Genomic DNA, 24800 nt, shown 5'->3' on the forward strand with positions numbered 1-24800 from the left:
GGACGGGATAGACTCAGAACGGATCGTTATCAATCGACAGGGAGGGCACGTGGCGCCGGATACGGTGAGCCTGCGGTACTTCCTGGTGCTGGCGCAGGAGTTGAACTTCACCCGCGCGGCCGCACGGATCGGTATCGCACAGCCCGCACTCAGCGCCCGGATGCGCCGATTGGAGGCCGAACTCGGTACGAGCCTGCTGGTCCGCAACACGCGCAGCGTCGTATTGACCACGGCCGGTACGACTTTGGCGGAGTCCGCGCCGCCCGCGCTGGCGGCGCTGGACCGGGCATGGGACACCGCCCGCAGCGCGGGGGCCGGTGAACTGGGCACGCTGCGCATCGGATACAGCCTCAGCACCGGCGCCGAGACAGCACCGGCCCTGGTGGACAGACTCATTCGCAACAGCCCGGGACTCGAGGTCGGCGCGGTCCCGATGACGACACCGGAGATCTCCCCCGCGGTCGCCGACGGCCGCATCGATGCCGGGATCACCCGCGGTGAACAACCCGGTCGTGGCGTGCGCCGGTTCCTGCTGCGGCGTCAGCGCATAGGGGTCCAACTGGCACAGCATCATCCGCTGGCCGAACACCCGGAGATCGAGATCGCCGACGCGGCCGCGTATCCGCTGCGACTCCCCGACCGTACGGCCAACCCCGTGATCCACGACCAGCTGTCCGCACTGTTCCGCGACACCCGACCACACCCCCGATTCCACACGCCCCCAGTCTCTTTCGACATGTCTCAGCACGACCTCCACGACGGGCTCACCCTCGCCCCGGCCGGAGAAGCCGCGGTCACGACACAACCGGCCGGTCTCACCTGGCGACCACTGCGGGGCGCACCCAGCCTGACGATCCACCTGGTCCTCCCACGCGAGCAGTCACCACTACACCACCGCATCCGTGCCGTCGCCAAAACCCTGGCACACGAGCTGCACTGGCTGCCGGACTGACGCGCAAGAGCTCAAGCGAGACAGACGTCTGGTGGCGAGGCCGAAGACCTTGCGCCCGGCGGACTTCGCGGTGATGACGACGACGGCGGTCTTGCTGAATGTCGGACACGACCTCGCTACGCCGGCGGATCAGCATCCGATGATGGCCCCGGGGCGGGTCCGAGTCGTACACCGCGACGACGTCCTCGCCCAGCCCGAGATCTAGAGCACCGGCAACGTCTCCAGCGGGTCACCGGCGATCTCGGCACCGTCCATCAACGGACAGGGGCTATCGAAGGCGGCCACCAATCGATCGGCGACGTGCTCGGCGAAACAACGCGGATGCCGGTATCCCGATAACCAGCGATGATTGGCCGCGGTCACCGGATCGATCCGATCGCACACCGCGTACCGCCACTCCACAAACCGACATGCCCTGCTCATCGCAGTGAAGGCAATCCTGTCGCGGTCGCGGATCAACTCGAACGGCCTCGAATCGAGAACCAGTACGCCGCCGTGCTGAGCTGAACCAGGAAGTCCGGGGCATGTCGGCGCGGTTTGCGGTTCTCGTCCAGCCACGACAACCAGAAGGGCAGAGACACGATGCCGACCACTGTCGGATCGAAGCCCAATGCCACCAAGTGGTCTCGCTCGACCCATGATTCGAACCCGATGCGCTGCCCTTGCGTCGCGGACCAATACCATCCCGGAAAACTGCGCTGACCTCGATAGGAAGGAAACGTCCGCACAGGCCGACGCAGCTCGGGAAGAACCTCCGGAAGCGATACCAAGGGAACCCGACGCTCGACACCAGCAGCCGTCACGTACGTCGCATTGAACTGCCCGACGTCTTCGGTCAACCCCTCATCGGCCTCCCGCACGCACCCATCCTCGCCACATTGGATGAGAACTCGCCACGCTTTCGCCAGATTGGTTGAGAATCCGCCACTTTAGGTGAGACATCACCCTCGTCCAGGATTTGGTCCGGGTACCCGGTTTTTCGCCGGTTACGTTGATGATTCGTTGCGTATGTGCAAACCAAACGAAAACAAAACTCCCGCAGATGGTTTGCTGCGACTCAGAAGAGCGTGACCGCCGATAATGTTCACTTATCGGAGGTCAGATGTGCGGGTTCGTGAGTTGGAGATGTTGGGGTGACGTATATTTCGTTTCGTGTGAATACGTTTGATTTCACGAAACCAACGCTACGATTCTCTGGTGTCCAACGTTTGCAACTACCCCGGATGTGTCCGACCGATTACGCGCGGGGGTGGGCCGGGACGGCCCTCGGAATACTGTGATCATCCGGAGCACACCCGGTGGCGCGCTTGGCGGGAACGGCAACGGCAGCAACAGGAGTCGCAGGCACCGGAGACTGCTGTCACTGTGACGCAACAGGGACCGGTGACGGTGGCTCGGTTGCGCGCGGATGAGCTGCTCACGCAATTCCGTGGACTGGCGGATCAATTGGGGAACACGCTCAATGCGGCGGTGGCCGAGTTGTCCACGCTGGCCGATCCGGCAATCGCCGAGGCGCAGGTGCAGGCCGTGCAGGCGGATGCGGCACGACGCATCGCGGAGGCGGAGGTCGCCACGGTCGCCGCGGACCAGGCGCGACGTCAGGCAGAGGAGGCGCGCGCGGCCGCGGAATCAGCCGCCGACGATGCGGCCGGCGCCGCCGAACATGCGGAATCGCTGGTCGCCGAGGCGGAATCGGCGCGATCGGATGCGCTGCGCGAGGTCGAGCGGGTGACCAAACAGGCCGCCGACGACGTGTTCGCGGCGCGCAGCGAGGCCGACGCCGAGATCCGCACCATCCGCCGCGAAGCCACCGACGATGTGGAACGCGCCCGGCAGCAGGCCACCGAGGACGTGGATTCGGCACGTCGGAAGGCGGCGACGGAAATCGAACAGATCCGGCGCGAATCCGCCCAGCAGATCACCGCGGCCGGTGCGGAACGCGATCTGGCGCTACAGCGCGCCGCCGATGCCGAACGCGCCATCGAACGCGCCGAACAGGCCGTGGCCGAACGCAATCAGGCCGTCGCAGAGGCGCGCGAGGAATTGAACCGCCTGCGAGAGGAACTGGATCGCACCCGCGCCGAACTCGTCGAGGTGCGTCGCGCCGCGAGCGCGGACCTCGCAGCCGTACGCGCCGAATCGACGGCCGCACTAGAGCAGACGCGGCGCGAAGCCACCGAACGCCTGGCCACACTCGACGAAGCCCGCGCCCAAACCTTGGCACGCGCCGAACGCGCCGAACGCCAGCTCGACCAGCTGGTCGCCGAATCCCGCCCCAGCCGAGCCGAATCTGCACCCAACGGCGCTCCCGGCTAGTGTGCGCAGTCAGCGAGCACCCCTTGTTCGAACCGGGCACCCTTTGCAGAGGGTGCCCGGTTAACAGACGGGGTGCCCGGTCGAAGTCACGAGACCGAGCGCGCGATGCGGTGGGTGTCGAAAATGGGGGGTCGGCTCCCTGACCGGCAGCGTGACGAAGGAGGACCATCATGAAATACCTGCTGCTGAAGCACTACCGAGGTGCCCCGGCTTCGGCCAACGATGTGCCGATGGACCAGTGGACACCGGCGGAGGTCGACGCGCACGTGCAATTCATGCGTGACTTCGCAGCCCGGTTGGAGGTGACGGGAGAGTTCGTCGACAGCCAAGCGCTGGCGCCAGGAGGTGCTTTCGTACGGTATGACGGTCAGGGGCGCCCACCGGTGACCGATGGTCCGTTCGCCGAGACCAAGGACCTCATCGCCGGCTGGATGATCATCGATGTGGCGTCCTGGGATCGCGCGGTCCAGTTGGCCGGGGAGTTGTCGGCCGCTCCCGGTGCCGGCGGCGAGCCGATCCACGAGTGGCTCGAGGTTCGACCGTTTCTCACCGAGTCGCCCACGGTCACCGAATGAACGAGGCGCTGCTGCGCGAGCTCGTGCCCGCGGTGATCGGCATCCTCGTCCGGCGCGGAGCCGACTTCGTATCGGCCGAGGATGCCGTGCAGGAGGCCCTGATCCGCGCACTGGAAACCTGGCCGGACGAGCCACCCCGCGATCCGAAGGCATGGCTCGTCGCGGTCGCGTGGCGCAGGTTCCTCGATGCCGCCCGCGCCGAGGCATCGCGACGGGGGCGGGAGATCGCCGTGGAGGCAGAGCCCCCCGCCGGTCCCGCGCCCGCCACGGACGACACGCTGCGGCTCTACTTCCTGTGCGCGCACCCCAGCCTGTCCCCGGCCTCGTCCGTCGCCCTGACACTGCGCGCGGTCGGTGGCCTGACCACGCGCCAGATCGCGACGGCATACCTCGTCCCCGAGGCGACCATGGCACAGCGGATCAGCCGGGCGAAGCGGCGGATCGCGGGGCTGCCGCTCGACCGGCCCGGTGATCTCGAAACCGTGCTACGGGTGCTCTACCTAGTGTTCAACGAGGGGTACGGCGGCGACCTCGACCTCGCGGCCGAGGCGATCCGGCTCACCCGCCAGCTCGTCGCGTTGACCGATGAGCCCGAGGTCGCGGGGCTGCTCGCGCTGATGCTGCTGCACCATGCACGTCGCGCGTCTCGCACCGGTCCGGGCGGTCGCCTCGTGCCGCTTGCTGAACAGGATCGATCGCACTGGGATACCGGCCTGATCAGCGAAGGAGTGACGATTCTGCAGGCCGCGCTGACCCGCGATCGGCTGGGTGAATACCAGGCACAGGCCGCGATCGCCGCCCTGCATGCCGACGCCAGGAGCACCCCCGAGACGGACTGGGTGCAGATCGTGGAGTGGTACGACGAACTGCTGCGTCTCACCGACAGCCCGGTGGTCCGGCTCAACCGGGCAGTGGCGGTCGGGGAGGCCGACGGACCGTGGGCAGGTCTGGCGGCGCTGGCCGAGGTGAACCCCGACCTGCCCCGTTACCCGGCGGTGACGGCCTACCTGCGCGAGCGCGCCGGCGACCTCGAGCGTGCCGCCGAACTGTATGCCGAGGCCGCCCGCGCCGCTACCAGCGTGCCGGAGCGCGACCACCTGACGCGAGAGGCGGCGCGGGTGCGGCGACTGCTGCGTCCGTGAGTGCGATATCCGCCCCGAACATCCCAGTTGTCCGGACCGCCCCGAACGCTTGGTGGTCCGAACCCGCCGGACGAGTGAGCCCGGACCACTGGGTGTCGGAACCGCCGGTCGTGCTGGCCGCGCGCACCGCCGAGGACACCCTCGATGGCGCCGCGTCCTGGGCCTCGACCGGCTGGGCGGTGGGTCACGTCTGTGTGATCATCGGCCTCATCTTCGTTCCGCTCGGCTGGGCCGCGCTGCGAAATCACTTGGTGAACAGCAGAACCCAGCGGCTCGCCTACATCGCCGCCACCCCTGGCTACCTCGGTTCGGCACTGTCGATCTCGTACTACGGCGCGGAGGTGTACGGGCTCGGGGCCATCGGTCACGAACCGTTGCCGACGGCGACGCCACCCTGACCCGAATCGGTGCGGACTTTCGGATGAGTCCGATCGCGGCGACCGTCTTCGCCATCGGCCTCGCCCTCATCGCCGTCGCCGCGATCCTTGCCGCTGTCGCCATCTGGCGGTCGGGGACATTGCGGCGTTGGAGCGGAGTCCCGCTGGCCCTGGCGATGGTGCTGTACCTGCCGCATTTCTGGCTGCCGCAGGCGGTGCGCATCGGCTGGGGCGCACGGTGACCGTCGGCGCGGTACGGATCGCGGTCGAGCGCTGGCGGGCGTCGTCGCGCGCGCCCGAACTCGAGGTCGCGTGAAGTCTCCGCCCTTCGTCGAAAGATAGAGTGCCCCATGGCTGTTATTCATCGCACGACCATGTCGCCCGGCAAGCTCGAACTGCTCACCGCCTGGTTGCCGACCCGGCCGTGGTATCGAGACAACGGACGTGCGCCGGAGCTGAGCAGGGCAGGTGGCTTCCGACTCGACGATCCGGCGGGTGCGGTCGGCATCGAATTCGTGTTGGTGAACGACAGTGCCGGACCGGAACCGATCACCTACCACGTCCCACTGACCTACCGCGGCGCACCTCTCGACGGCCGCGAAGACGCGCTCGTCGGCACCTCGATACACGGCGTGCTCGGACAACGCTGGATCTACGACGCGACCTGGGATCCGGTAGCGGTCGCTCAGATCATCGCGCTGCTGGCCGGGCAGGCACAGCCCCAAGCGCAGAGCGCGAGTGATACCCCGGATCTCTCCGTGGTCGTCTCGGTCGGCGAGGCCCTCTCCGCTGCAACGGAATTCCGCTCGGCCCTTGATACACCAACCCATACCGATATCGCGGTGAGCGGTGGTCGCAGCGTTCGGGTCGAACGGGTCCTGTATCCCGAGCCAACTGCACCGAACTCGACTGCGGCACCACTTGGACCGGCATCAGGCAGCCCGCACTCCGAGGCGTCCGTTGCCGCACCGGACTCCGGTACGGCGGGTCAGAAATCCGCAGCGGGCAGCCGACCGCGCGCTGGTCAAGCACCAAAGACGCCCTCGAACTCGACACATGCCGAAGACCAGCGCTCCGCCGCAGCGGCTTTCGATGCGACCGGTGGCACCCGAGTAACGGCACCCTGGCAGACCGACAATGGTTCCACCGTCCGCGGCATGGTCCTGGCGATCGGTGCATGACCGCATCCGAGCGGCGGTGGTCCTGCACGATCCTCACCGGAGCGACCCCCGGATCACCTGTCGAACCGGAGGTTTGGCGCGATCGCGTGGTCGCGGTGCGCCGGAACGACATCCGCGTGGAAACCGTCGACGTGCCGACGGTGGCCTTCGGCGCCGCGATCGGCGTGGCACTCGTAGGGTTCGGCCGTGCGCTGCTCGGCATCGGCATTCGGGTCGTCGAGCGGGAACCGTTGGGCCCGGCGGCCGTCGAGGCGGCGCTGGGCAAGGGGTTCGCGGTGATCGTCGCGGGCCGGCTGCCGATGCGAGACCCGTTGCACGAGAGCCTGCTTGCCTGACGCGTGCCACGGACGCTGATGGCCGGGACAGTGCTCGCCTGCGGTGTCGCGGCGCTGGTGCAGTACCGCGATCCAGCGCGACACGCCCAGTCGACACAAAAAAATCGAGACCCCCCGAAGCAAACATTCGGTTATTCGCATCCTCCGGCCATACTATGTAGCTATGCCCGAAAACGAGAGTGCGGGTCGTGGGGGTTCGCTTGCCGACGGGGCGCGGCTGGCGGTATTGGTCGCAGGTGTCGGCTCCGTGGTTCTCGGAGTGCTGATAGCCGTGTGGCCGGACAAGACCGAGCGGCTGGCGGAGTTGTTATTCGGCCTCTATCTACTGTTGAGCGGTGCGATTCAGCTGATCATCGCGATGGGCGCCCGGTTCGGGATGGCGCTGCGGATGTTCGTATTCTTCGGCGGCGTCGTTTCGGTGGCCTTGGCCGTCATGGCGTTCCACAGCGCGAATTCGATACTGCTGCTCGCGGTGTGGACCGGCCTCGGCTGGACTGTGCGCGGGATCGTGCAGGCGACCGTGGCGGTCTGGGCCGACGAGTTGCCCGAAGGTGGCTGGCAGGAGATATTCGGGCTGCTGACCATGATGGTTGGATTCATCATGATCACCCTGCCGTTCGATTCGCTGGACGGCCTCGGCATAGCGGCCGGCGGCTGCGCGATCGTGATCGGCGTGCTGGAGATCCTCACTGTCGCGCGCGGGCGCGGCGAGGTCGCGCGGATCGCGCACATTCCGGCGGCACCGAACTGAACTGGCGCACATCGGAGTTCGCGCTGGCGCGATGATCATGGGGCGGGTTAACTGTCGGTCATGGCACGCACCGATAGTGGTTCGGAACTGATCGTCGTCACCCACGGTGCCCTGGCGGGTATCGATCCGACTGCCGTGCGCGAAAGTCTCGCGGCGCAATCGCGTCTGGTCGAGCTGCTGCCGGAAGGCGGTGCGCCGGTGCGCATCTTCGGGCCGCCGAATCGACTGCCGGAGCGGATCGCGGGCACAGCTCAGGAGCAGGTCGGCGCGGAATATCTGAACTACTTCGCCGTACGCGGAGTGCGAGATGAACTCGAAGCGGTCGCGGACCGACTGCGTGCCGACGACGCGGTCGAGGCGGCCTATGTCAAACCGCCCGCGGAACCGCCGATCGCGCCGTCGGTCGTGCTGGCCGAAATCGCGGCCCGTCAGTTGGTGGATGCACCGCCCGTGACACCGAATTTCGAAGCCCGGCAAGGTTATCTGGAAGCCGCACCACAAGGTGTGAACGCTCGCTGGGCCTGGAACCGACCCGGCGGTCGCGGTGCGGGCGTGCGCATTGTGGATGTCGAGGGCGCGTGGCGGTTCACCCACGAGGACCTGCTCGCGAACCAGGGTGGCGTGATCGGCGGCGCGGCGTCGACGGATGCGGGCTGGCGCAATCACGGTACCGCGGTGGCCGGGGAGATCAGCGGTGACGTGAACACCTTCGGTATCACCGGCATTGCCGCCGATGCCGCCATCCGCGCGGTCTCGGTATTCGGGTCGGGCTCCGCGGCCGCCATCCGCACTGCCGCCGACGCACTGGACGCGGGCGACATCATCCTGCTCGAACTGCATCGGCCCGGACCGCGCTACAACTTCCAGAACCGAGACGACCAGGCCGGATACATCGCCATCGAATGGTGGCCCGATGACTGCGCGGCCATCCGCTATGCGATCGGCCGCGGTGTCATCGTGGTCGGTGCGGCAGGCAACGGTTCCGAAGACCTCGACAGCGCCCTGTACGACACCCGCCCCGCCGACTTTCCGGCATCCTGGCGCAACCCGTTCCGCGGCGGCGCGGTCGACTCCGGCGCCATCCTGGTCGGCGCGGGCGCACCGCCGCCCGGATTCCACGGTCGCGACCACGGACCCGCACGCTCCCGGCTCGCGTTCTCCAACTATGGATCCCGCATCGACGCACAGGGCTGGGGCCTCGAAGTCACCACCACCGGATACGGTGACCTGCAGGGCGGCGCCGACGAAGACTACTGGTACACCGACACTTTCAGCGGCACCTCCAGCGCATCCCCGATCGTTGTCGGCTCCGTCGCCAGCTACCAGGGTTTGGCCGCGGCGGCAGGCGGCCGCAAAACACCAGCCGAGGTACGGGCGCGACTGCGCGCAACCGGTTCCCCCCAAGTCGATGCGCCGGGTCGACCAGCGACCCAGCGGATCGGCAACCTGCCCGACATCCAGGCCATGATCACACCGTAGACCCGCGCATACGCCGGAGTAGCGAAAAGGGTTGCTGCGCCGCCCGGTATGATTCCTCGGCATCCGCCTCATATGACACGTTCGTGACACCTGGTGGCGCCGAATTAGCACCTGCCCGACAGGCCCCGGCCTGGAGCCATCGCGCCCAGGTCGAATCGCTCGCGAGTTCGGTCGGCCCGCCCCGGCCGCGGGCCGACCGACTGATCTGCCGCATACCTTCCGAACCTCGCGCATACAGACGCGGCGCAGGGCACGGCGTGCGCTATCCCCGATGGTATGCGCACGGCCTGGCACGCGAAGCTGGGCATTGGTGGGGTACGCGAAGGTTGATGTCGACGCGAACCGGTGGTTGGCGGGCCGCACGCGGGGTGAGTGGAAACCCGCGGACAACGTCAGGTGGCGAAAGGTGAATGGCGCGTTGAACTTTCGGTGCCAATTGCGGCGCGTTCGGTGGCGGTTCGAGGGCAGAGTCGATCATCGGCGAGATGGCTGGCCCGACTGTAGTTGAACGGGCTGACCTGGGCATAGGCAATGTGTAGTGATCAACTGTAGATGCCGACCGGCACAGTCGAAATGCGGTTCGCCCGCCAGCGATGGGGGGTTGCACCGGTGCGGTACCGACCGAGAATTTCGGTAGGGTTCGGCGGCGCGGGCAGGGGTGTTGGTGCCGTCGCGACCGGAGATCTATGTGACGCCGAGGAGACTGTGGTGGGTGTCGTTACTGTCCGCGAAGAGCAGGCAATTCAGCGCTTGACCGACCGCCTGGTCGACAACTATCCGGCCGATCAGGTCGAAACTGTGGTGGGCACGGCACGGCAGCGGTTCGAAGGCCATCCGGTCCGAGAATTCGTTCCGATTCTTATCGAACGGATCGCGCGCAGAGAACTGGAGGCGGCGACAAAGGCGGGCGAGCCGGAAAGCGTTGCCGCGCAAGCGGACCCGACTCATAGCCCCGATCCGATGCGGACGACGGGTGGAATCGGCGCCGCCGGCGGTAAATTCGTTGCCGACAAGCGGCTCATGGCACTCGCGGCAGCGGCTGTCGTCGTCGTCCTCGCACTGGTAATCGCCTTCGCGGTGCGACAGCCCGACCGGTCCGCCCCGGCCGGTACGACGCCACCGCTGACTGCGGTGCACGGGGTGGTCGGCTCGGAGAAGATGGCCTTCTTCGAAGACCCGCGCGTCGTGGAAGCCTTGGCCCGCAAGGGTGTCGAGGCGGAGGTCGATCCGGCCGGATCGCGGCAGATCGCGACCTCGATCGATCTCGGGAAGTACGACTTCGCATTTCCGTCGAGTGCGCCTGCGGCGGAACGGATTCAGCGGGCGCGCAATATCAGCACGAAGTACACGCCGTTCTCCTCACCCATGGCGATCGCGACTTTCCAGCCCATCGCCGACCTGCTGACCGCGGCGGGGGTGCTGCGTCCCGGTCCGGTCCCGACCTTCGATATGGCCCGCTACCTCGAACTCGTGCGCACCGATGTCGAGTGGGACAAACTCCGCGACAACACCGTCTACCCGGTGCACAAGAACATCCTGGTCTCCACCACGGACCCGCGGACCTCCAACTCCGCCGCCATGTACCTGGCCATCGCCAGCCACGTCGCCAATGACAACACCATCGTGCAGGGCCCGGCCGCCGAGCAGGCGGTGCTGCCCACCGTGTCGCGGCTGTTCGTGCGCCAGGGCTACACCGAGAACTCCACCGACGGCCCGTTCCGCGAATACCTCGCCGCCGGTATGGGCCCGACGCCCATGGTTTGGATCTACGAGGCACAGTTCGTCGAGGCGACCGTGCACGGCCAGATCAAACCCGGCATGGTGCTGGCCTATCCGTCCCCCACCGTGGTCTCCCAGCACACTCTCGTGCCGCTCACCGCGCCCGGCGACCGCATCGGCCGCCTGCTGGCCACCGACCCGGACCTGCAGCGCCTGGCCGCCGAACACGGCTTCCGCACCAGCGACCCCAGCCAATTCGCCAAGGTCACCGCTGATAACCACGTTTCGGTGGCCGGGGATGTGATCGACGTGATCGACACCCCCACCATCGACACCCTCGAACACCTCATCGACAGCGTCACCAAGTCCTACAACTGACGCGGCAGCCGAAGTACCGGGTCGTCGCTCCGCAAGCCGGCGCGGCCACCGAAGCCCAGGGCCTCGGTGGCCGCGCCGCCTTTGTGCTGCCGTTTTGTCAGGGCATCGACCGGCGACGCATATGTCCAGGTCGTGACCGATTGCCGAGACGGCGCGATCGGAGGATCGTGGACAGTAAAGCGGACATATCGGATCGGGGAGGCGAGTAGCGCGGGGTGGGGATTCGAGTAGCCGGACACGCGTGGCAGTGCGGTGTACTCGGGCCAGGCTGGGGGGAGGGGATGAAGAAAGGAGCGTCCTCATGAGCGGGATGTTCACCAGGACCGCCAGGTATGCGGGTCGATCCAGATATGCGGGTCCATATCGGTCGTCACCAACGGTCGGCACACACGGGATGGTGGTCTTCGGGACCGGCACCGACTGTTATTTCTCGCACCGGCCGATGTTCTTCTCACCGTACGACTTTCAGGTGCTGCTCGATATCGAGTTGGACGAGCGCGGCAGCCGGGCACTCGGCGCCGACCGGCGCACCGGATTCCGCGGCGGCCATGCCTTCGAACCGGCCGACCTCTCGCTCGCCGACCTGGACCCGCGCGCGGACCATCCGCGAACGACATTCCGGGGCAACCTGATTCGCGGCCGTCTGGATCGCGGCGGCATCGTGATCGCGCGCGAGGTCGTGGCGACGGTGCGCAACGTCGTATCCTTCGCCCAGCTCGATCCACATCCCCTGCGCACCGCGGAATTGCTGACCCATCTGTGCTTCGGCCGGGCAGGCAAAATGTATGTGGCGCACCGGATCGGGCGGCGCCCCAGCTTCGATCAGATCGTCTCGGCCCGGCTCATCCCCGGCACCGTCACCGACCTGCTCGGCGCCCCGCTGCCCGAGGATGCCACCGAATTGGTATTCGATCAGGCGCAGCCGATCATCCTCGGACAGCGCGAATTCACCGGCCAGCGATTACGGGTCGGCGAAATCGCGGTGGCGGCATTCCATACCACCGACACCGCGGACGGGCACCCCGGCTTCCTCGTGGACATCGCCGTCGAGCGGCAGCTCTATCTGGAAGTCGCCGACCTGGTGTGATGTCAATACGCCGGAAGTAGCTGTTCGGGGCGAATCCGATCGGGGCGCGAATCGGTCAGCGGGAGGACGACCGCTCGAGGTCCGGCCGTTTACCGTCGGATCATGTCCGAAACGGTCCTGCCCGCAACCACATCACAGCGGATAGTCGAAGTCGACACACTCCGAGGATTCGCGCTGTTCGGAATCCTCATCGTGAATGTCACTGTCGCCACATCGCTCTGGTCGTTCGGCGGCACCACCGACGAGCCGCGACTCGGTTTCGACGGCCCGTTCGACCACGTCGTGACTGCGGTGGTGGAGGCGCTGTTCAGCGGCCGGTTCTATCTGCTGTTCGCATTACTGTTCGGCTATTCGTTCACCCTGCAGATTGCGGCGGCACAGCGGGCGGGGATATCGGCGAATCCGCGGCTGCTGCGCCGCTGCGCCGCGCTGATGGTGATCGGATCGGCGCATGTTTACCTGCTGTGGATCGGCGACATTCTGACGCTGTACGCGTTTCTGTGCCTGTTTCTGATTCTGCTGCGGTGGTTGGAGCCGCGGACCGCGCTCATCGGCGGCGCGGTGCTGTATCTCGCGTGGTCGATGTGGGCGTTTCTGCCGGGTTCCGGCGGAATCGGCGAGCTCGCGGAGCTGCTCGATGTGGTGGCACTGCACGAAGGCTATACGGGCAGCTTCGGCGATACCTTCACGATGCAGGCGTCCGAGGCGCTGTGGTGGATCATCCTGATCTGGTTCACCCAGGGTGTCCCGGCGCTCGGCATGTTCCTGATCGGGATGGCGGCCGGTAAACGCAAGCTGTTCACCGAACCGGAGCTGATGCGGCGCTGGGCACCTCGGGTGTTGATCGGCGCGCTGGTGGTCGGACTGCCGGTGTCGGCGGTGACATTCTCATCCGGGATGAGTTGGCTGGAACCGCCGTCGTACTGGGACGGGATCCAAGAGGTGGTCAACCCGTTCATGACGTTCGCCTACATCGCGGGGATCATCATGCTGACCCGATCGACCCGCACCGCACGGTATGTCGCCTTGCTCGCCCCGGCCGGCCGGATGGCGGCGTCCAACTACATCATGCAGTCGGTGGTGTTGATGGTGATCTACACCGGCTACGGATTCGCCCTGGCCGATGATGTGCCACCGGCGGGTGTCATCGGGATCGCGTTGGTGACCTTCGGCGCGCAGCTCGGATTCAGTCGCTGGTGGCTGCGCGGTCATGCGTATGGACCCGAGGAGTGGGTTCTGCGCGCTGCGACATATCTGTCGGTTCCAGCTTGGCGGCGTCCGGAATGTGTTGCGGTACAGCGGGTTCAACCAGGTCCGGGCCGCTGTTCTCGACCGACCGCAAAGCCAAACCGTCTGTGGCCCTTGATGATGTCGATCCGGGCACCGGCCGCGCGCGGCTGTCCTATCGTCGTGCGGCGACCCTGCTCGAGGAACACACCGCGCAGATGACGCGTAGCCCGTTCACGCTGCACCAGCTGCGCCACTCCCGACTCACCCACGCCGCCGAACAGGGCGCGTCAACACCGATGCTCATGGCGTTGTCCGGACACACTTCCGTACGCAGCCTGACCAAGTACGCGAAGGTGTCGGCAAGAGGCCCTGGGGCGTTGGCAGGCCGAGACCGATGAGACCGATCCCGCCTCCCGCCGAAACGGCCGCTGACTGGGAGGCGGGCGCCTCCTCGGTTACGTTGTTCGTCGACGGTGCCGATCCGGACTGCCGCTGCGGTATCGGCGACCGGCCCGCAGCCAGCCGCCGATACCTCTCACATCAGGCCGGTGACATGGCGGCCTGGCCAAGGTGCCGGGTGAAGAACCTGGTCGCGCTGTCGACCTCGAACCTGGGCACCTGGAAATGCCCGCCCGCGTTGGCGTGCAACGTCTTATCCTTCGAGGCGAAGGCGTCGAACAAGGCCAGACCGGAGTCGCGGTCGACCATCTCGTCGTCCCACTGGAGCAAGAATTCGATCGGGACCGTGATCCGTGCCGCGGCCTCGGTCAGGGATTCATGTCCGAGACAGCCTAAGACCGCCGCGGTGATCCTGGGTTCGACCGCGGTCAACGGCACCCCGATCCCGGTGCCCTGCATGATGCCCCAGAAGCCGACCGGCCCCTCGGCGCCGATCTGCGGCAGTTCCTGCAGGGCGTCCAGGGTCGCTTGCCATTCCGGCACGGCACGTTCGGCCAGGTAGGTGTGCAGACCGGCGATGATCGGCCCGATCGGCTCGCCCGCCGATTGAGCCTGCCGAAGGACGGCGATGTGCTGCTCGTACTCTGCCGTTCGGGGCCGGTCGCCGTGTCCGGGCGCGTCGATGGCTGCGACGGCGAAGCCGCAGGTGGTCACGAAGTGATGGGCCCGGCCCACGATTCCCGGTGCTCTCTTGTGTTGGCCGCCGCTGTGTGCCATCAGCACCAGGGGCGCGTGATCGGAGCCGGATGCGAAGAGTACGCCGGGGACCTCACCCACCGTGAAGTCGCGTTCGACGACACCGTTCGACGATGTCTCCGCAGTGAAATGCACAGAATGCATAGGTTATTGCCTTTCGGGATTGCCTTGTTCGCGGCGCTCCCGGCGACACCTACGTCAATCGCCCAACCGTGAAGAGGATGGGGAGCACCCAATCGATACAGCGCTAATGGGTCTCACCTCCTAATGGGATGTCACGGACGCGTGCACGCTACCCGCCCGCGCGCCCGTGCCGCAAATCCCTTCCTGCCCGGCCATCAGTGCATTCCGGGCGCACATCCCAGTGTGAGCAACAGTATCGATATCGATGTACTCCGCCGTCGTGGGTCGGCGAACGGCCGCTGACCAGCGGCAGGCGCCATCACTCGTCGCCGGGTGCGTCGGGATCGGGTAGCGGCCGGTGGCCACCGGCGAGGTCGGGCAGATGCAAGGCATAGTGGCCGTCGATGCCGATATGGGTGCGGATGAACGCCGACAGTCGCTGCGCGTCCTCATCGCGCACCGGATAGCCTTGCGCGCGTAGCTGTTCCAGAGTGCGGTTGGTGTATAACGTATTCCACAGCACCGTGCAGTTGAGCACCAGCCCGAGCGCGGAGAGCTGATCTTCCATACCCTCGTAACAGGTGCGGGTCATCTCTCCCTTCTTCCCGTGGTAGATCCGCCGCCCCAGGTCGTGGCGGCCTTCGGTGAGATCGGCCTGGGCCTTGCCTTCCCGGCGATACGGTTCGTCGTCGGCCAGGCGCAGAATGTGCACGTGTTTGCCGGGACGTGTGGGTCAGCGATCAGCGGTGACCGTCAGCGTTTCCAGCAGAGCACGAGCGAATTCGGTGGGGGTTTCCCGGACACCGCTGTGCCCGCTGGGGAACTCGACGAGCGGTCGTTCCAGCTCGTTCGCGAGGGTTTCCGCTGTGCGGTAGGGGAGTTGGCCACGGGTTTCCCGGCCCGCGGCCAGCACGAGGCGGTCCACGACAGCGGCGAGTGCGGCCGTGTCGGGCCGATAATCGGTGACCGCGCGCAGTTCGTGAGCGAACATCAGCGACGCGTTGCCCATGAGACGTCCGAGCATCTCCGCGGTGCGGACCGGGACGTCGGCCGCATGCGGCAACGGCTTCGAGGTGACGCCCACTGCCTGCATGAAGCGTCCGCCGGCGACGGCGGGGCCCTCGTCACGGGCGAGTTCGACCACTTCCTCGACCATGGCCCGGTGCAGGTCCGCATCGGGCAGGACCGCGAAGCAGGGCGGCTCGTGGGCGACCACCAGGTGCAGTCGTTGCGGATGACGGGCGAGCAGGTCGAGCGCGACGACCGCGCCACCACTGATACCGGTGACGTAGGCGAATTCGCCTGCGGGCGTGAGGTGTTCGAGTAGGCGGTGGGCGTCGTCGCTGAAGACTTCCATCCGCTGGTCCACGGGTTCGGGAGCATCCGGAACGCTGCGTGAGTAACCACGCGGGTCGGCGGCGACGACGGTGAAGTGCTCGGCGAGCGCGTCGGCGATCGGGTCGAAGATCCCGGCGTCGCCGCCGCTGCCCGGCAGTAGAAGCAGTACCGGGCCGTTGCCGCGCACCTCGAAATACAGGGTGGCGCCGGGCACTTTCAAGGTTTCGGATCTCACTGCGCTGTCGCTTTCTCGTCGGTCGGCCAATGGGTGAGAGTGATGTGCAGAGCGTCGACAATGCGGTCCCAGGAGGCGTCGGTGGAGCGGGAGTGTCCGAAGCCGCCGCTCGCCTCCAGGTTGGCATAACCGTGAAAAGTGCTGCGCAACAGGCGAACCGCATCGGTGACATCGGGTTCGTCGAGGCCGTAGGCGCGCAGCATCCCGTAGGTCAGGTCGATGGCACGCCACCCGCCGCGCCGATCGGCGGCGACGGCGGGGTTCATCGGCATTTGGGTGGCGGCATAGCGGCCGGGATGTTCCCGTGCGTAACGGCGCCACTCGTCGGCAAAGGCCGCGAGCGCATCGCGTCCGGCGCGTCCGGCCACCGCTGCGGCGATGCGCTCGGTCTTCTCGTCGGCGGCCGACATGGCCACTCGGTTGCGCAGGTCTTCGAGGTTCTTGATGTGCGAGTACAGGCTCGCGTCCTTGACGCCGAACCTCCTGGCCAGCGCGGCGACGGTGATGTTGTCGAAACCGACCTCATCGGCGAGCTCCGCCGCTGCCAGCGTGATCCGCTCGGCGGTCAACCCGGCACGTGGCGACATCGCATTCCACCTCCCAAACTAGGGTATCTAGTTTATATCCTAGTCATCCTAGGTTTGCAAGCGCCCACTGCCTTGCCAGCTGTCCTCTTCATTGATGGCGCCCTCGCGGCGTACCGGGATCGGCGTCCGCGTGGAGTTCCGGCCGACCAGAACTCCCGCCAGGCGAGCATGCACGACAAGGGCAAGTATTCGAAAGAAAGTTGGTGGCGGACCGATTAATTCGTGCGACTTGGCCGGTCCATATTCTCGCCGGACCCACGACTACCGCTCGAGGAGATCTCGATGACCCCGACTTCGACCGCCACCACGCATACCCTCGACGTGCCCGGGGCGCGACTGCACTACGAGGTGCGCGGTACCGGACCGCTGATCGTATTGGTCGGCGCCCCCATGGATGCGGCGGCCTTCGCGCCGCTGGCCGAGCTGCTTGCCACCGACCACACGGTGCTCACCACCGACCCGCGCGGCCATCAGGGCAGCGTGCTCGACGATCCGGAGCAGGACTCGACACCGCAACTGCGCGCCGATGATCTGGCCCGCCTCATCACCCATCTCGGCGTCGGACCTGCGGTGGTATTCGGCTCCAGCGGTGGCGCCGTGAGTGCATTGGCCCTGGTCCAATCCGAGCCGGACCTGGTCACCACGGTGATCGCCCACGAACCGCCGCTGGGTGAACTGCTGGAGGACCGCGACCAGGTGCGCGCCGGAACCGAGGATGTGATCGCGACCTACCGCAGCGGCGATGTGCTCGGTGCGTGGCGCAAGTTCATGGTCAATGCGAACATCGTGATGCCGGAGCCGATGCTGCAGCAGGTGTTCGGCGGTGACCGCGATCCGCGGCAAGTGGCGGGCGAGCGCTACTGGTTCGATCACGAACTGCGCGGGACCGTTGCGTGGGAGCCGGATATGGCTGTGCTGCCATCGATTCCGTCCCGGATCATCATCGGTATCGGCTCCGAATCGACCGGCCAACACTGCGACCGCACATCGCGGGCGCTCGGCGCAGCCATCGGCGTGGCCCCGACCGTATTCCCCGGCGGGCATACCGGATTCGTCGAGGATCCGGCCATGTTCGCCGTCCGGTTGCGCGAGGTACTCGGAGGCGCTTCGTAAACTCGGGCCCGGATTGGTCGCTGTAGTGGAGCATTCCCAAGATCGGCGTGTTCTGGATTGCGGCCGCCGCTGCATCGGATTTCCCGCACCGCCGCCGAAACCTGCTGCTGCGCCCTTACCGCGTCGCCGCCGCGCGGACGATAGCGCGCCCGATCACAGGACTCGGAATGCGTGGGCACACCGGCAGGAAACAGCAGCCGGCAACTCACATGCGTCACCGTCACGGGTGGCCAACTGCCATGGCAGGGTGAAGGGATGACTCGTGGTGTATTGGTGACAGGGGCTTCGCGGGGAATCGGGCGGGCGGTTGCGGTGGCGTTCGCCGAGCATGGTGATCGGGTCGCGGTGCATTACTCCTCCCGGCGGACCGATGCCGAGCAGACCGTGCGGGAGTTACCGGGTACCGGGCATGTACTCGTCGATGGGGATATCAGCTCGCCGGACGCGGCCGAAGCGATCGTCGCGGCGGCGGTCGAGGGGCTCGGCACCGTGCACGTGCTGGTCAACAATGCGGCGGTGAACCTTGCGCATCCCCTCGCGAAAACCTCGTACGCGGACTGGCAGGAGGTGTGGCGCAAGACCATGGACGTCAACCTTTTCGGCACGGCCAACATCTCCTACTGCGCCGCCCGCCACATGATCGATAACGAGGTGCCCGGCCGCATCATCAATATCGGTTCCCGCGGCGCATTCCGTGGTGAACCCGACCACCCCGCCTACGGTGCCACGAAGGCAGCCGTGCACGCCCTCGGCCAATCCCTCGCGGTCCACTTGGCCCCGTACGGAATCGCGGTCGCCTCAGTGGCACCGGGCTTCGTCGCAACCGAACGCGTCGCAGCCCGCGTCACCGACGAGGTCCGCGCCCAGAGCCCCTTCGACCGCGTCGCCCAACCCGAGGAAATCGCGTCGGCCGTCCGCTATCTCGCCTCACCGGAAGCGACGTGGAGCTCCGGTGCGGTCCTGAATGTCAACGGGGCCTCATATCTGCACTGAACCGGTAGGGGACACGTGACACAGCTGCTGCCACCTTGGCCCACGATGCCACCGACCTGCGGCCCGATCATCCTGCGGGAGTTCACCGAAGCCGACAGTCATCTGGCGATCGAGCTCGGCGCCGACCCGTATATCCCATTGATCGGCAGCTTGCCTGCCTTCCCGACCCGCACCGAGGCAATGGACTGGGTCCACCGCCAACGCGGCAGGCACGCCGAAGGAATCGGTTTCTCTTTCGCCATAGCCGACAGCGAAACCGGTGACGCCGTCGGCGCGATCGGTCTTTGGCTGCAGAACCTGGCGAAAGGCCGAGCGGCAGTGGGCTATTCGGTATCCCCGGCGCACCGCGGCCACGGATTCGGGGGAGCCGCGATACAAGCTCTGACAACCTTCGCGTGGACCATCCCCACCCTGCACCGCATCGAGCTCTATATCGAGCCATGGAATACCGGCTCGATCCGTGTCGCGGAATCCGGCGGATACCGTCGTGAAGGTCTGCTGCACAGCTATCAGGAGATCGGCGGTACCCGACGCGACATGCTCCTCTACGCGACCACGCGAGACACGCCTTGAACACGACACCGCCGCACCCGACTCGGGTGCGGCGGTGTCGTCGGGACTCAGCGGACGAAAGTCGAAGCGCGGTCGGACAAGTCGAGCAGCATTTGCGGAATGACGCCGAGCAGGACGGTGGCACCCGCGGTGAATGCGACGACTGTCGTGGTGAGGAATGGTCCGGCCACCGTCGGGGCAGCCGTGGGCGGGTCGGTGAAGAACATCAGGACAATCACGCGGATGTAGAAGAAGGCGGCGATGGCGCTGGAGATGACGCCGACGATCACCAGATAGCTGGCGCCGCCGGAGGCGGCGGCCTGGAAGACCGCGAACTTGGCGACGAAACCACCGGTGAGGGGCAGGCCCGCGAACGAGAGCAGGAACAGCGCGAAAACCGTTGCCAGCCAAGGGGAGCGGCGGCCGAGGCCAGCCCACTGGGACATGGCGGTGGCCTCTTCACCGTCGGCATCACGAACCAGGCTCACGACCGCGAACGCGCCGAGCGTGCCAAGGCCGTACGCCAACAGATAGAACAGGATGGCCGAGGTACCCGCCTCATTCGCCGCGACCAGACCGGTCAGAATGAATCCGGCGTGCGCGACCGAGGAGTAGGCGAGCATGCGCTTGACGTCGGTCTGGGTAATCGCCATGACCGCACCGATCACCATGGTCGCGATGGCAACGGCGGCGAGCACCGGACGCCAGTCGTCACGTAGACCGGGCACCGCGATCTGCAGCACCCGCAACAGCGCACCGACGGCGGCGATCTTCGTGGCCGCGGCCATGAATCCGGTCACCGCGGTGGGGGCGCCCTGATACACATCCGGCACCCAGGACTGGAACGGCACCGCGCCGATCTTGAACAACAGGCCCACCGCCAGCATCGCCACCCCCAGCAGCGCCAGCGTGGTGTTCTGCGGATGCTGGGTTATCGCATCGGCGATCCCAGCGAGCTTGACCGTCCCCGCCTGCCCGTACAGCAGCGCGACGCCGTAGAGGAAGAACGCGGACGAAAAAGCACCCAGCAAAAAGTACTTCAGTGCCGCTTCCTGCGAGAACAGCCGCTTGCGCCGCGCCAGCCCGCACAGCAGATACAGCGGCAGCGACAACACCTCCAACGCCACGAACATCGTCAGCAGATCATTCGACGCCGGGAACAGCAGCAGTCCACCGATCGCGAGCATGGCCAGCGGGAACACCTCGGTGGTCGCGACACCGGCACGGACCGCGGCCATTTCACCCGCACTGCCGGGGACCGCGGAGGCCTGCGGGGTGAACGTGTCCACACCACCACCGCTGACGGCGGCCGCGGCGACACTCCATGTTCCGGGACCGGAACGCAGCTGCGGTCGCGGCTCGGCACCGCGCTCCGCCATGAACAGCAGGGCCAGAATCGACACCACCAGAATCGTGCCCTGCAGGAACAGCGTGACACCATCGATCGCCACCGCACCGACCATCACGGTCGCCTCGGTCCCGGACAACCGCACCACCGCAACCAGCGCCGCGACCAATCCGGCCAGCCCGAGCGGCACCTGGATGGCATACCGGTGGCGGCGCGGCGCGAACGCCTCGACGAGCACCCCGAGCACCGCCACCCCGAAGACGATCAGCATCGGTGATAACTTGGCATATTCGATGCTCGGCGCGGGCATACTTGCCGCGAGCAGACTGCTCATTTGTGGGCACCTCCGTGATCGGCCCCCGCTGCGGGGATCGCGGGCGTCTTCGGCGCGGGATCATGAACGCCGATGGTGCTGAGCGTCTGCCCCACCGCGGGATTGATGAAGTCCAGCACCGGTTTCGGATAGATACCGAGGAAAAGCAGCGCCGCGATCAACGGCACCACCACGGCCAACTCGCGCGGCACCAGATCATAGAGACGCTCGTTGCCCTCCTTGACCGGCCCGGTCATCATCCGCTGGTACATCCACAGCACGTACAACGCGGCCAACACCAGCGCTCCGGTCGCGATCACCGCCGCGAATCCGTAACGGGTGAAGGTGCCGAGCAGCACCAGGAATTCGCTGATGAACGGCGCCAGGCCGGGCAGGGACAGGGTGGCGAGACCGGCGATGAAGAAGGTGCCCGCCAGTACCGGCGCCACCTTCTGCACCCCGCCGTAGGCGGCGATGGCCCGAGTTCCGCTGCGCGATACCAGGAATCCCGCGATCAGGAACAGCGCCGCGGTCGAGATGCCGTGATTGACCATGTACAGCGTGGCCCCGGTCTGTCCCTGACTGGTCATCGCGAAGATGCCGAGAATGATGAATCCGAAGTGCGAGATCGAGGTGTAGGCGATCAGTCGCATCACATCGGTCTGTCCGATGGCCAGCAGCGCACCATAGATGATGCCGATCACCGCGAGCGTGATCACCAGGGGCGCATAGGTTCCCGAGGCATCCGGGAACAGCAGCAGACAGTACCGCAACATACCGAAGGTGCCGACCTTGTCGACCACCGCCATCATCAGCACCGCACTCGACGGCGTCGCGGCCACCGCCGCATCCGGCAGCCAGGTGTGCAACGGCCACAGCGGCGCCTTCACCGCGAAGGCGAACATGAACCCGAGGAACAGCGCATTCAGCACGGCTGGACCGGCGCCGAGCTGCCCGGCATTGGCCGCGGCCACCACGGTGCGGAAATCGAAGGTGCCCGTCGATCCGGATCCGAGCCCCTGCCGCGCGGTGAGCACATACAACCCGATCACCGCGGCCAACATGATCAGACCGCCGAACAGGTTGTACAGCAGGAATTTCACCGCCGCCCGCGAGCGTTGCTGGCGATGTGCGAGATCGGCACTGCGCGGCCCGAATCCGCCGATGAGGAAGTACATCGGGATGAGCATCGCCTCGAAGAACACGTAGAACAGCAGAATGTCGAGCGAGACAAAGGAAATCAGCACCATCGCCTCGACGAGCAGCGTCAACGCGACATAGGTGTGCGAGACCCGACGCCCGCTGCCGACCTCGCGCTCATCGTTCCAACCCGCCAGGATCAGCAGCGGTACCAGCGCCGCGGTGAGCAGCACCAGTACCAGCGCGATCCCGTCCAATCCCAACGTGTAGCCCGCGCCGAAGGCCGGAATCCACTCGTGCGATTCGACGAACTGATACTGCGCCCCACCGGGTTCGAAGCGCACGGCCAATACGATGCCGAGCACCAGCACCGCCAACGCGATGCCGAATGCCAGCACGCGCGCGAGGGTGCGCCACGACGCGGGCAACAGCAGCACCACCACCGCGCCGACGACCGGCAATAACCACAGCGTGGTCAACCAGGGAAAGTCACTCACCAGAGCCTCACTGCCAGCAGGGCTGCGGCCACCAGGGCCGCGCCGGTGAACATGGACAGGGCATACGACCGCACGAAGCCGGACTGCACCTTGCGGATCCGCCCGGACAGTCCGCCGATCAGTGCGGCGGTTCCGTTGACGATGCCATCGATGCCGCGATTGTCGAGGAAGACCAGCGACCGGGTGAGATACGCGCCGGGACGCATGAACACGCCCTCGTTGACCGCGTCGCCGTAGAGGTCTTTGCGTGCCGCGATGGTCATGGCCGACACCTGTTCCGGTGCGGTCTCGGGAACCGCACGCTGCGCGAACTGGTTGTAGGCGATGCCGATGCCGACGGCGACCACGAGCAGCGCCAGGACGGTCACCACACCCGCGGGCACGACTTCTTCGCCGTGATGCGCCCCGACAACGGGTTCGAGCCAGTTCTGCAGCGACGACCCGAGGACGAACAGCCCACCGGCGGCGACCGAACCGATCGCGAGCAGAATCATCGGGCCGGTCATCACCACCGGTGCCTCGTGTGGATGGGTATCAGGCTTCCAGCGACGCTCGCCGAAGAACGTCAGCATCATCACCCGCGTCATATAGAACGCGGTCAGCCCGGCACCCAGCAGTGTCACCGTGCCCAATGCCAAACCGCTTGCGCCGCCTTGGTTGAACGCCGCCTCGATGATCCGATCCTTGGAGAAGAATCCGGCGAACGGCGGTACCCCGATGATTGCCAGATAGCCGAGCCCGAATGTGATGTAGGTGACCGGGAGCAGTTTGCGCAGTCCGCCGTAGCGGCGCATATCGGTCTCGTCGTCCATGGCGTGCATGACCGATCCGGCACCGAGAAAAAGTCCGGCCTTGAAGAAGCCGTGGGTCAGCAGATGCATGATGGCGACCGCATATCCGGCCGGTCCGAGGCCCGCGGCCAGCACCATGTAACCGATCTGGCTCATGGTGGACGCCGCCAGTGCCTTCTTGATGTCGTCCTTCGCGCAACCGACGATCGCGCCGAACAACAGCGTCACCGCACCCACCAGCAGCACACCGAGCCGCGCATTGGGTGCGAGATCGAAGATCGGTCCGGAGCGCGCGATCAGATACACACCCGCCGTCACCATGGTGGCCGCGTGGATGAGTGCGGAGACCGGTGTCGGACCCTCCATCGCGTCACCGAGCCAGGACTGCAGTGGCACCTGCGCGGATTTGCCGCACGCTGCCAGCAGCAGCAGCAACCCGATCGCGGTGAGCGTGCCCTCACCCGCCTGCGGCGCGGTCGCGAATACCGAGCCGAAGTCGATCGAACCGAACGTCGCGAACATGGTGAACATGGCGATCGCCAGCCCCATGTCACCGACCCGGTTGACCACGAACGCCTTCTTGGCCGCGGTCGCCGCGGTCGGCTTGTGGTACCAGAAACCGATCAGCAGATAGGAGGCCAGGCCGACGCCCTCCCAGCCCAGATACAGCACCAGATAGTTGTCCGCCAGCACGAGCAGCAGCATGGCCGCCAGGAACAGATTGAGGTAGGCGAAAAACCGCCGTCGTCCCGGATCGTGGTTCATATAGCCGACGGAGTAGATGTGGATCAGCGATCCGACGCCGGTGATCAACAGTGCGAAACACACCGACAGCTGGTCCAATTGGAGGCTGAAGTCCACCTGCAACCCGTCGACCGGCACCCAGCTGAACAGGTTCTTGTGGATTGCGCGGTCGGCGTCGGCCCGGTCGAGCATGTCGAAGAATCCGACGACGGCGAAGCCGAACGAGGTCAGCGCGGTGGCGCAGCCGAGCAGCTGCCCCCACGTATCGCCGTAGCGCCCGACCAGTAGCAATACGACGGCACCGGCCAGCGGCAGTGCGGGCAGCACCCAGAGCGTTGCGGTATCCACG

The 24800-nt window shown here is 66.5% G+C and carries 27 protein-coding genes; 18 read left to right on the plus strand and 9 right to left on the minus strand.

Annotated features, from left to right (window positions below):
* The first annotated feature begins 49 nt into the window (after nt 1-49).
* Together AB0L58_RS13595 and AB0L58_RS13600 are read left to right on the plus strand one after the other, a co-directional pair.
* Nucleotides 50-952, plus strand: coding sequence for a LysR family transcriptional regulator (locus AB0L58_RS13595; RefSeq protein WP_364386148.1), 903 nt, complete (start codon nt 50-52; stop codon nt 950-952).
* A gap of 31 nt (nt 953-983) precedes the next feature.
* A complete protein-coding gene (locus AB0L58_RS13600; protein WP_364386150.1) occupies nt 984-1157 on the plus strand; it encodes a hypothetical protein in 174 nt (57 codons plus the stop codon).
* Here AB0L58_RS13600 and AB0L58_RS13605 read toward each other — a convergent pair.
* Entirely contained in the window at nt 1154-1375 is a 222-nt protein-coding gene (locus AB0L58_RS13605) for a hypothetical protein (protein ID WP_364386152.1), read from the minus strand. The two genes, AB0L58_RS13600 and AB0L58_RS13605, sit on opposite strands and share 4 nt — an antisense overlap.
* A 32-nt stretch (nt 1376-1407) precedes the next feature.
* A complete protein-coding gene (locus AB0L58_RS13610; protein ID WP_364386154.1) occupies nt 1408-1812 on the minus strand; it encodes a TnsA-like heteromeric transposase endonuclease subunit in 405 nt (134 codons plus the stop codon).
* 505 nt (nt 1813-2317) lie between these two features.
* Here AB0L58_RS13610 and AB0L58_RS13615 point away from each other — a divergent pair.
* The 13 genes from AB0L58_RS13615 (at nt 2318) to AB0L58_RS13675 (ending at nt 13920) form a co-directional block, all read left to right on the plus strand.
* Complete coding sequence (locus AB0L58_RS13615; protein WP_364386156.1) at nt 2318-3268, plus strand: hypothetical protein; 951 nt, start codon at nt 2318-2320, stop codon at nt 3266-3268.
* A 167-nt stretch (nt 3269-3435) separates the two neighbouring features.
* On the plus strand, nt 3436-3843 hold the full coding sequence (locus AB0L58_RS13620) for a YciI family protein (RefSeq protein ID WP_364386671.1): 408 nt from the start codon (nt 3436-3438) through the stop codon (nt 3841-3843).
* Nucleotides 3840-4985, plus strand: a complete 1146-nt coding sequence (locus AB0L58_RS13625) for a DUF6596 domain-containing protein (RefSeq protein ID WP_364386158.1) — start codon at nt 3840-3842, stop codon at nt 4983-4985. The genes AB0L58_RS13620 and AB0L58_RS13625 overlap by 4 nt, the downstream gene beginning before the upstream one ends.
* A 92-nt stretch (nt 4986-5077) precedes the next feature.
* Nucleotides 5078-5383, plus strand: a complete 306-nt coding sequence (locus tag AB0L58_RS13630) for a hypothetical protein (RefSeq protein WP_364386160.1) — start codon at nt 5078-5080, stop codon at nt 5381-5383.
* A gap of 23 nt (nt 5384-5406) precedes the next feature.
* Entirely contained in the window at nt 5407-5604 is a 198-nt protein-coding gene (locus AB0L58_RS13635) for a hypothetical protein (protein ID WP_364386162.1), read from the plus strand.
* 108 nt (nt 5605-5712) lie between these two features.
* Nucleotides 5713-6543, plus strand: a complete 831-nt coding sequence (locus AB0L58_RS13640) for a hypothetical protein (RefSeq protein WP_364386164.1) — start codon at nt 5713-5715, stop codon at nt 6541-6543.
* Nucleotides 6540-6878, plus strand: a complete 339-nt coding sequence (locus AB0L58_RS13645) for a hypothetical protein (RefSeq protein WP_364386166.1) — start codon at nt 6540-6542, stop codon at nt 6876-6878. The genes AB0L58_RS13640 and AB0L58_RS13645 overlap by 4 nt, the downstream gene beginning before the upstream one ends.
* A 163-nt stretch (nt 6879-7041) precedes the next feature.
* Nucleotides 7042-7629, plus strand: coding sequence for a DUF308 domain-containing protein (locus AB0L58_RS13650; protein WP_364386168.1), 588 nt, complete (start codon nt 7042-7044; stop codon nt 7627-7629).
* 60 nt (nt 7630-7689) lie between these two features.
* Nucleotides 7690-9108, plus strand: coding sequence for a S8 family serine peptidase (locus AB0L58_RS13655; protein ID WP_364386170.1), 1419 nt, complete (start codon nt 7690-7692; stop codon nt 9106-9108).
* A 708-nt stretch (nt 9109-9816) separates the two neighbouring features.
* Nucleotides 9817-11205: a three-helix bundle dimerization domain-containing protein gene (locus AB0L58_RS13660; protein WP_364386172.1), complete on the plus strand. Its 1389-nt coding sequence runs from the start codon at nt 9817-9819 to the stop codon at nt 11203-11205.
* A gap of 301 nt (nt 11206-11506) precedes the next feature.
* On the plus strand, nt 11507-12292 hold the full coding sequence (locus AB0L58_RS13665) for a hypothetical protein (protein ID WP_364386174.1): 786 nt from the start codon (nt 11507-11509) through the stop codon (nt 12290-12292).
* A gap of 102 nt (nt 12293-12394) precedes the next feature.
* Complete coding sequence (locus AB0L58_RS13670; protein WP_364386176.1) at nt 12395-13741, plus strand: DUF418 domain-containing protein; 1347 nt, start codon at nt 12395-12397, stop codon at nt 13739-13741.
* Nucleotides 13738-13920 (plus strand): tyrosine-type recombinase/integrase, encoded by a 183-nt coding sequence (locus AB0L58_RS13675; protein WP_364386178.1) that lies wholly within the window; start codon nt 13738-13740, stop codon nt 13918-13920. Before AB0L58_RS13670 ends, AB0L58_RS13675 begins: the two co-directional genes overlap by 4 nt.
* 142 nt (nt 13921-14062) lie before the next feature.
* On the opposite strand, the gene AB0L58_RS13680 is transcribed toward AB0L58_RS13675, so the two are convergent.
* From AB0L58_RS13680 to AB0L58_RS13695, 4 genes are all read right to left on the minus strand, one after another.
* Entirely contained in the window at nt 14063-14812 is a 750-nt protein-coding gene (locus tag AB0L58_RS13680; protein WP_364386673.1) for an alpha/beta hydrolase, read from the minus strand.
* 307 nt (nt 14813-15119) lie between these two features.
* Nucleotides 15120-15512, minus strand: coding sequence for a Tn3 family transposase (locus AB0L58_RS13685; protein ID WP_364386180.1), 393 nt, complete (start codon nt 15510-15512; stop codon nt 15120-15122).
* A 21-nt stretch (nt 15513-15533) separates the two neighbouring features.
* Entirely contained in the window at nt 15534-16373 is an 840-nt protein-coding gene (locus AB0L58_RS13690; protein WP_364386182.1) for an alpha/beta fold hydrolase, read from the minus strand.
* The gene (locus AB0L58_RS13695) at nt 16370-16960 is read right to left on the minus strand and encodes a TetR/AcrR family transcriptional regulator (protein ID WP_364386184.1); all 591 of its coding nucleotides are present in this window, start codon (nt 16958-16960) and stop codon (nt 16370-16372) included. Before AB0L58_RS13695 ends, AB0L58_RS13690 begins: the two co-directional genes overlap by 4 nt.
* A 282-nt stretch (nt 16961-17242) precedes the next feature.
* Between AB0L58_RS13695 and AB0L58_RS13700 the strand changes: the two genes are divergently transcribed.
* The 3 genes from AB0L58_RS13700 to AB0L58_RS13710 all read left to right on the plus strand — a co-directional run bounded on the left by AB0L58_RS13700 (nt 17243) and on the right by AB0L58_RS13710 (nt 19639).
* Nucleotides 17243-18073, plus strand: a complete 831-nt coding sequence (locus AB0L58_RS13700; protein WP_364386186.1) for an alpha/beta hydrolase — start codon at nt 17243-17245, stop codon at nt 18071-18073.
* 273 nt (nt 18074-18346) lie between these two features.
* Nucleotides 18347-19066: an SDR family oxidoreductase gene (locus AB0L58_RS13705; RefSeq protein ID WP_364386188.1), complete on the plus strand. Its 720-nt coding sequence runs from the start codon at nt 18347-18349 to the stop codon at nt 19064-19066.
* A gap of 45 nt (nt 19067-19111) precedes the next feature.
* Complete coding sequence (locus AB0L58_RS13710) at nt 19112-19639, plus strand: GNAT family protein (protein WP_364386190.1); 528 nt, start codon at nt 19112-19114, stop codon at nt 19637-19639.
* Between the two features lie 47 nt (nt 19640-19686).
* On the opposite strand, the gene nuoN is transcribed toward AB0L58_RS13710, so the two are convergent.
* Genes nuoN through nuoL form a run of 3 tightly spaced genes read right to left on the minus strand, consistent with a single transcriptional unit; the run spans nt 19687 to nt 24799 of the window.
* Nucleotides 19687-21300 carry an NADH-quinone oxidoreductase subunit NuoN gene (nuoN, locus tag AB0L58_RS13715; RefSeq protein ID WP_364386191.1) on the minus strand — a complete coding sequence of 538 codons (1614 nt, stop codon included), beginning with the start codon at nt 21298-21300 and terminating at the stop codon, nt 19687-19689.
* Nucleotides 21297-22916, minus strand: coding sequence for an NADH-quinone oxidoreductase subunit M (locus tag AB0L58_RS13720; RefSeq protein WP_364386193.1), 1620 nt, complete (start codon nt 22914-22916; stop codon nt 21297-21299). Before AB0L58_RS13720 ends, nuoN begins: the two co-directional genes overlap by 4 nt.
* A complete protein-coding gene (nuoL, locus tag AB0L58_RS13725) occupies nt 22913-24799 on the minus strand; it encodes an NADH-quinone oxidoreductase subunit L (protein ID WP_364386195.1) in 1887 nt (628 codons plus the stop codon). Before nuoL ends, AB0L58_RS13720 begins: the two co-directional genes overlap by 4 nt.
* Nucleotide 24800: the final 1 nt, after the last annotated feature.

Origin of the sequence: Nocardia sp. NPDC052112 (assembly GCF_040680135.1) — a bacterium.
In the GTDB taxonomy this organism is placed as follows: Bacteria; Actinomycetota; Actinomycetes; order Mycobacteriales; family Mycobacteriaceae; genus Nocardia.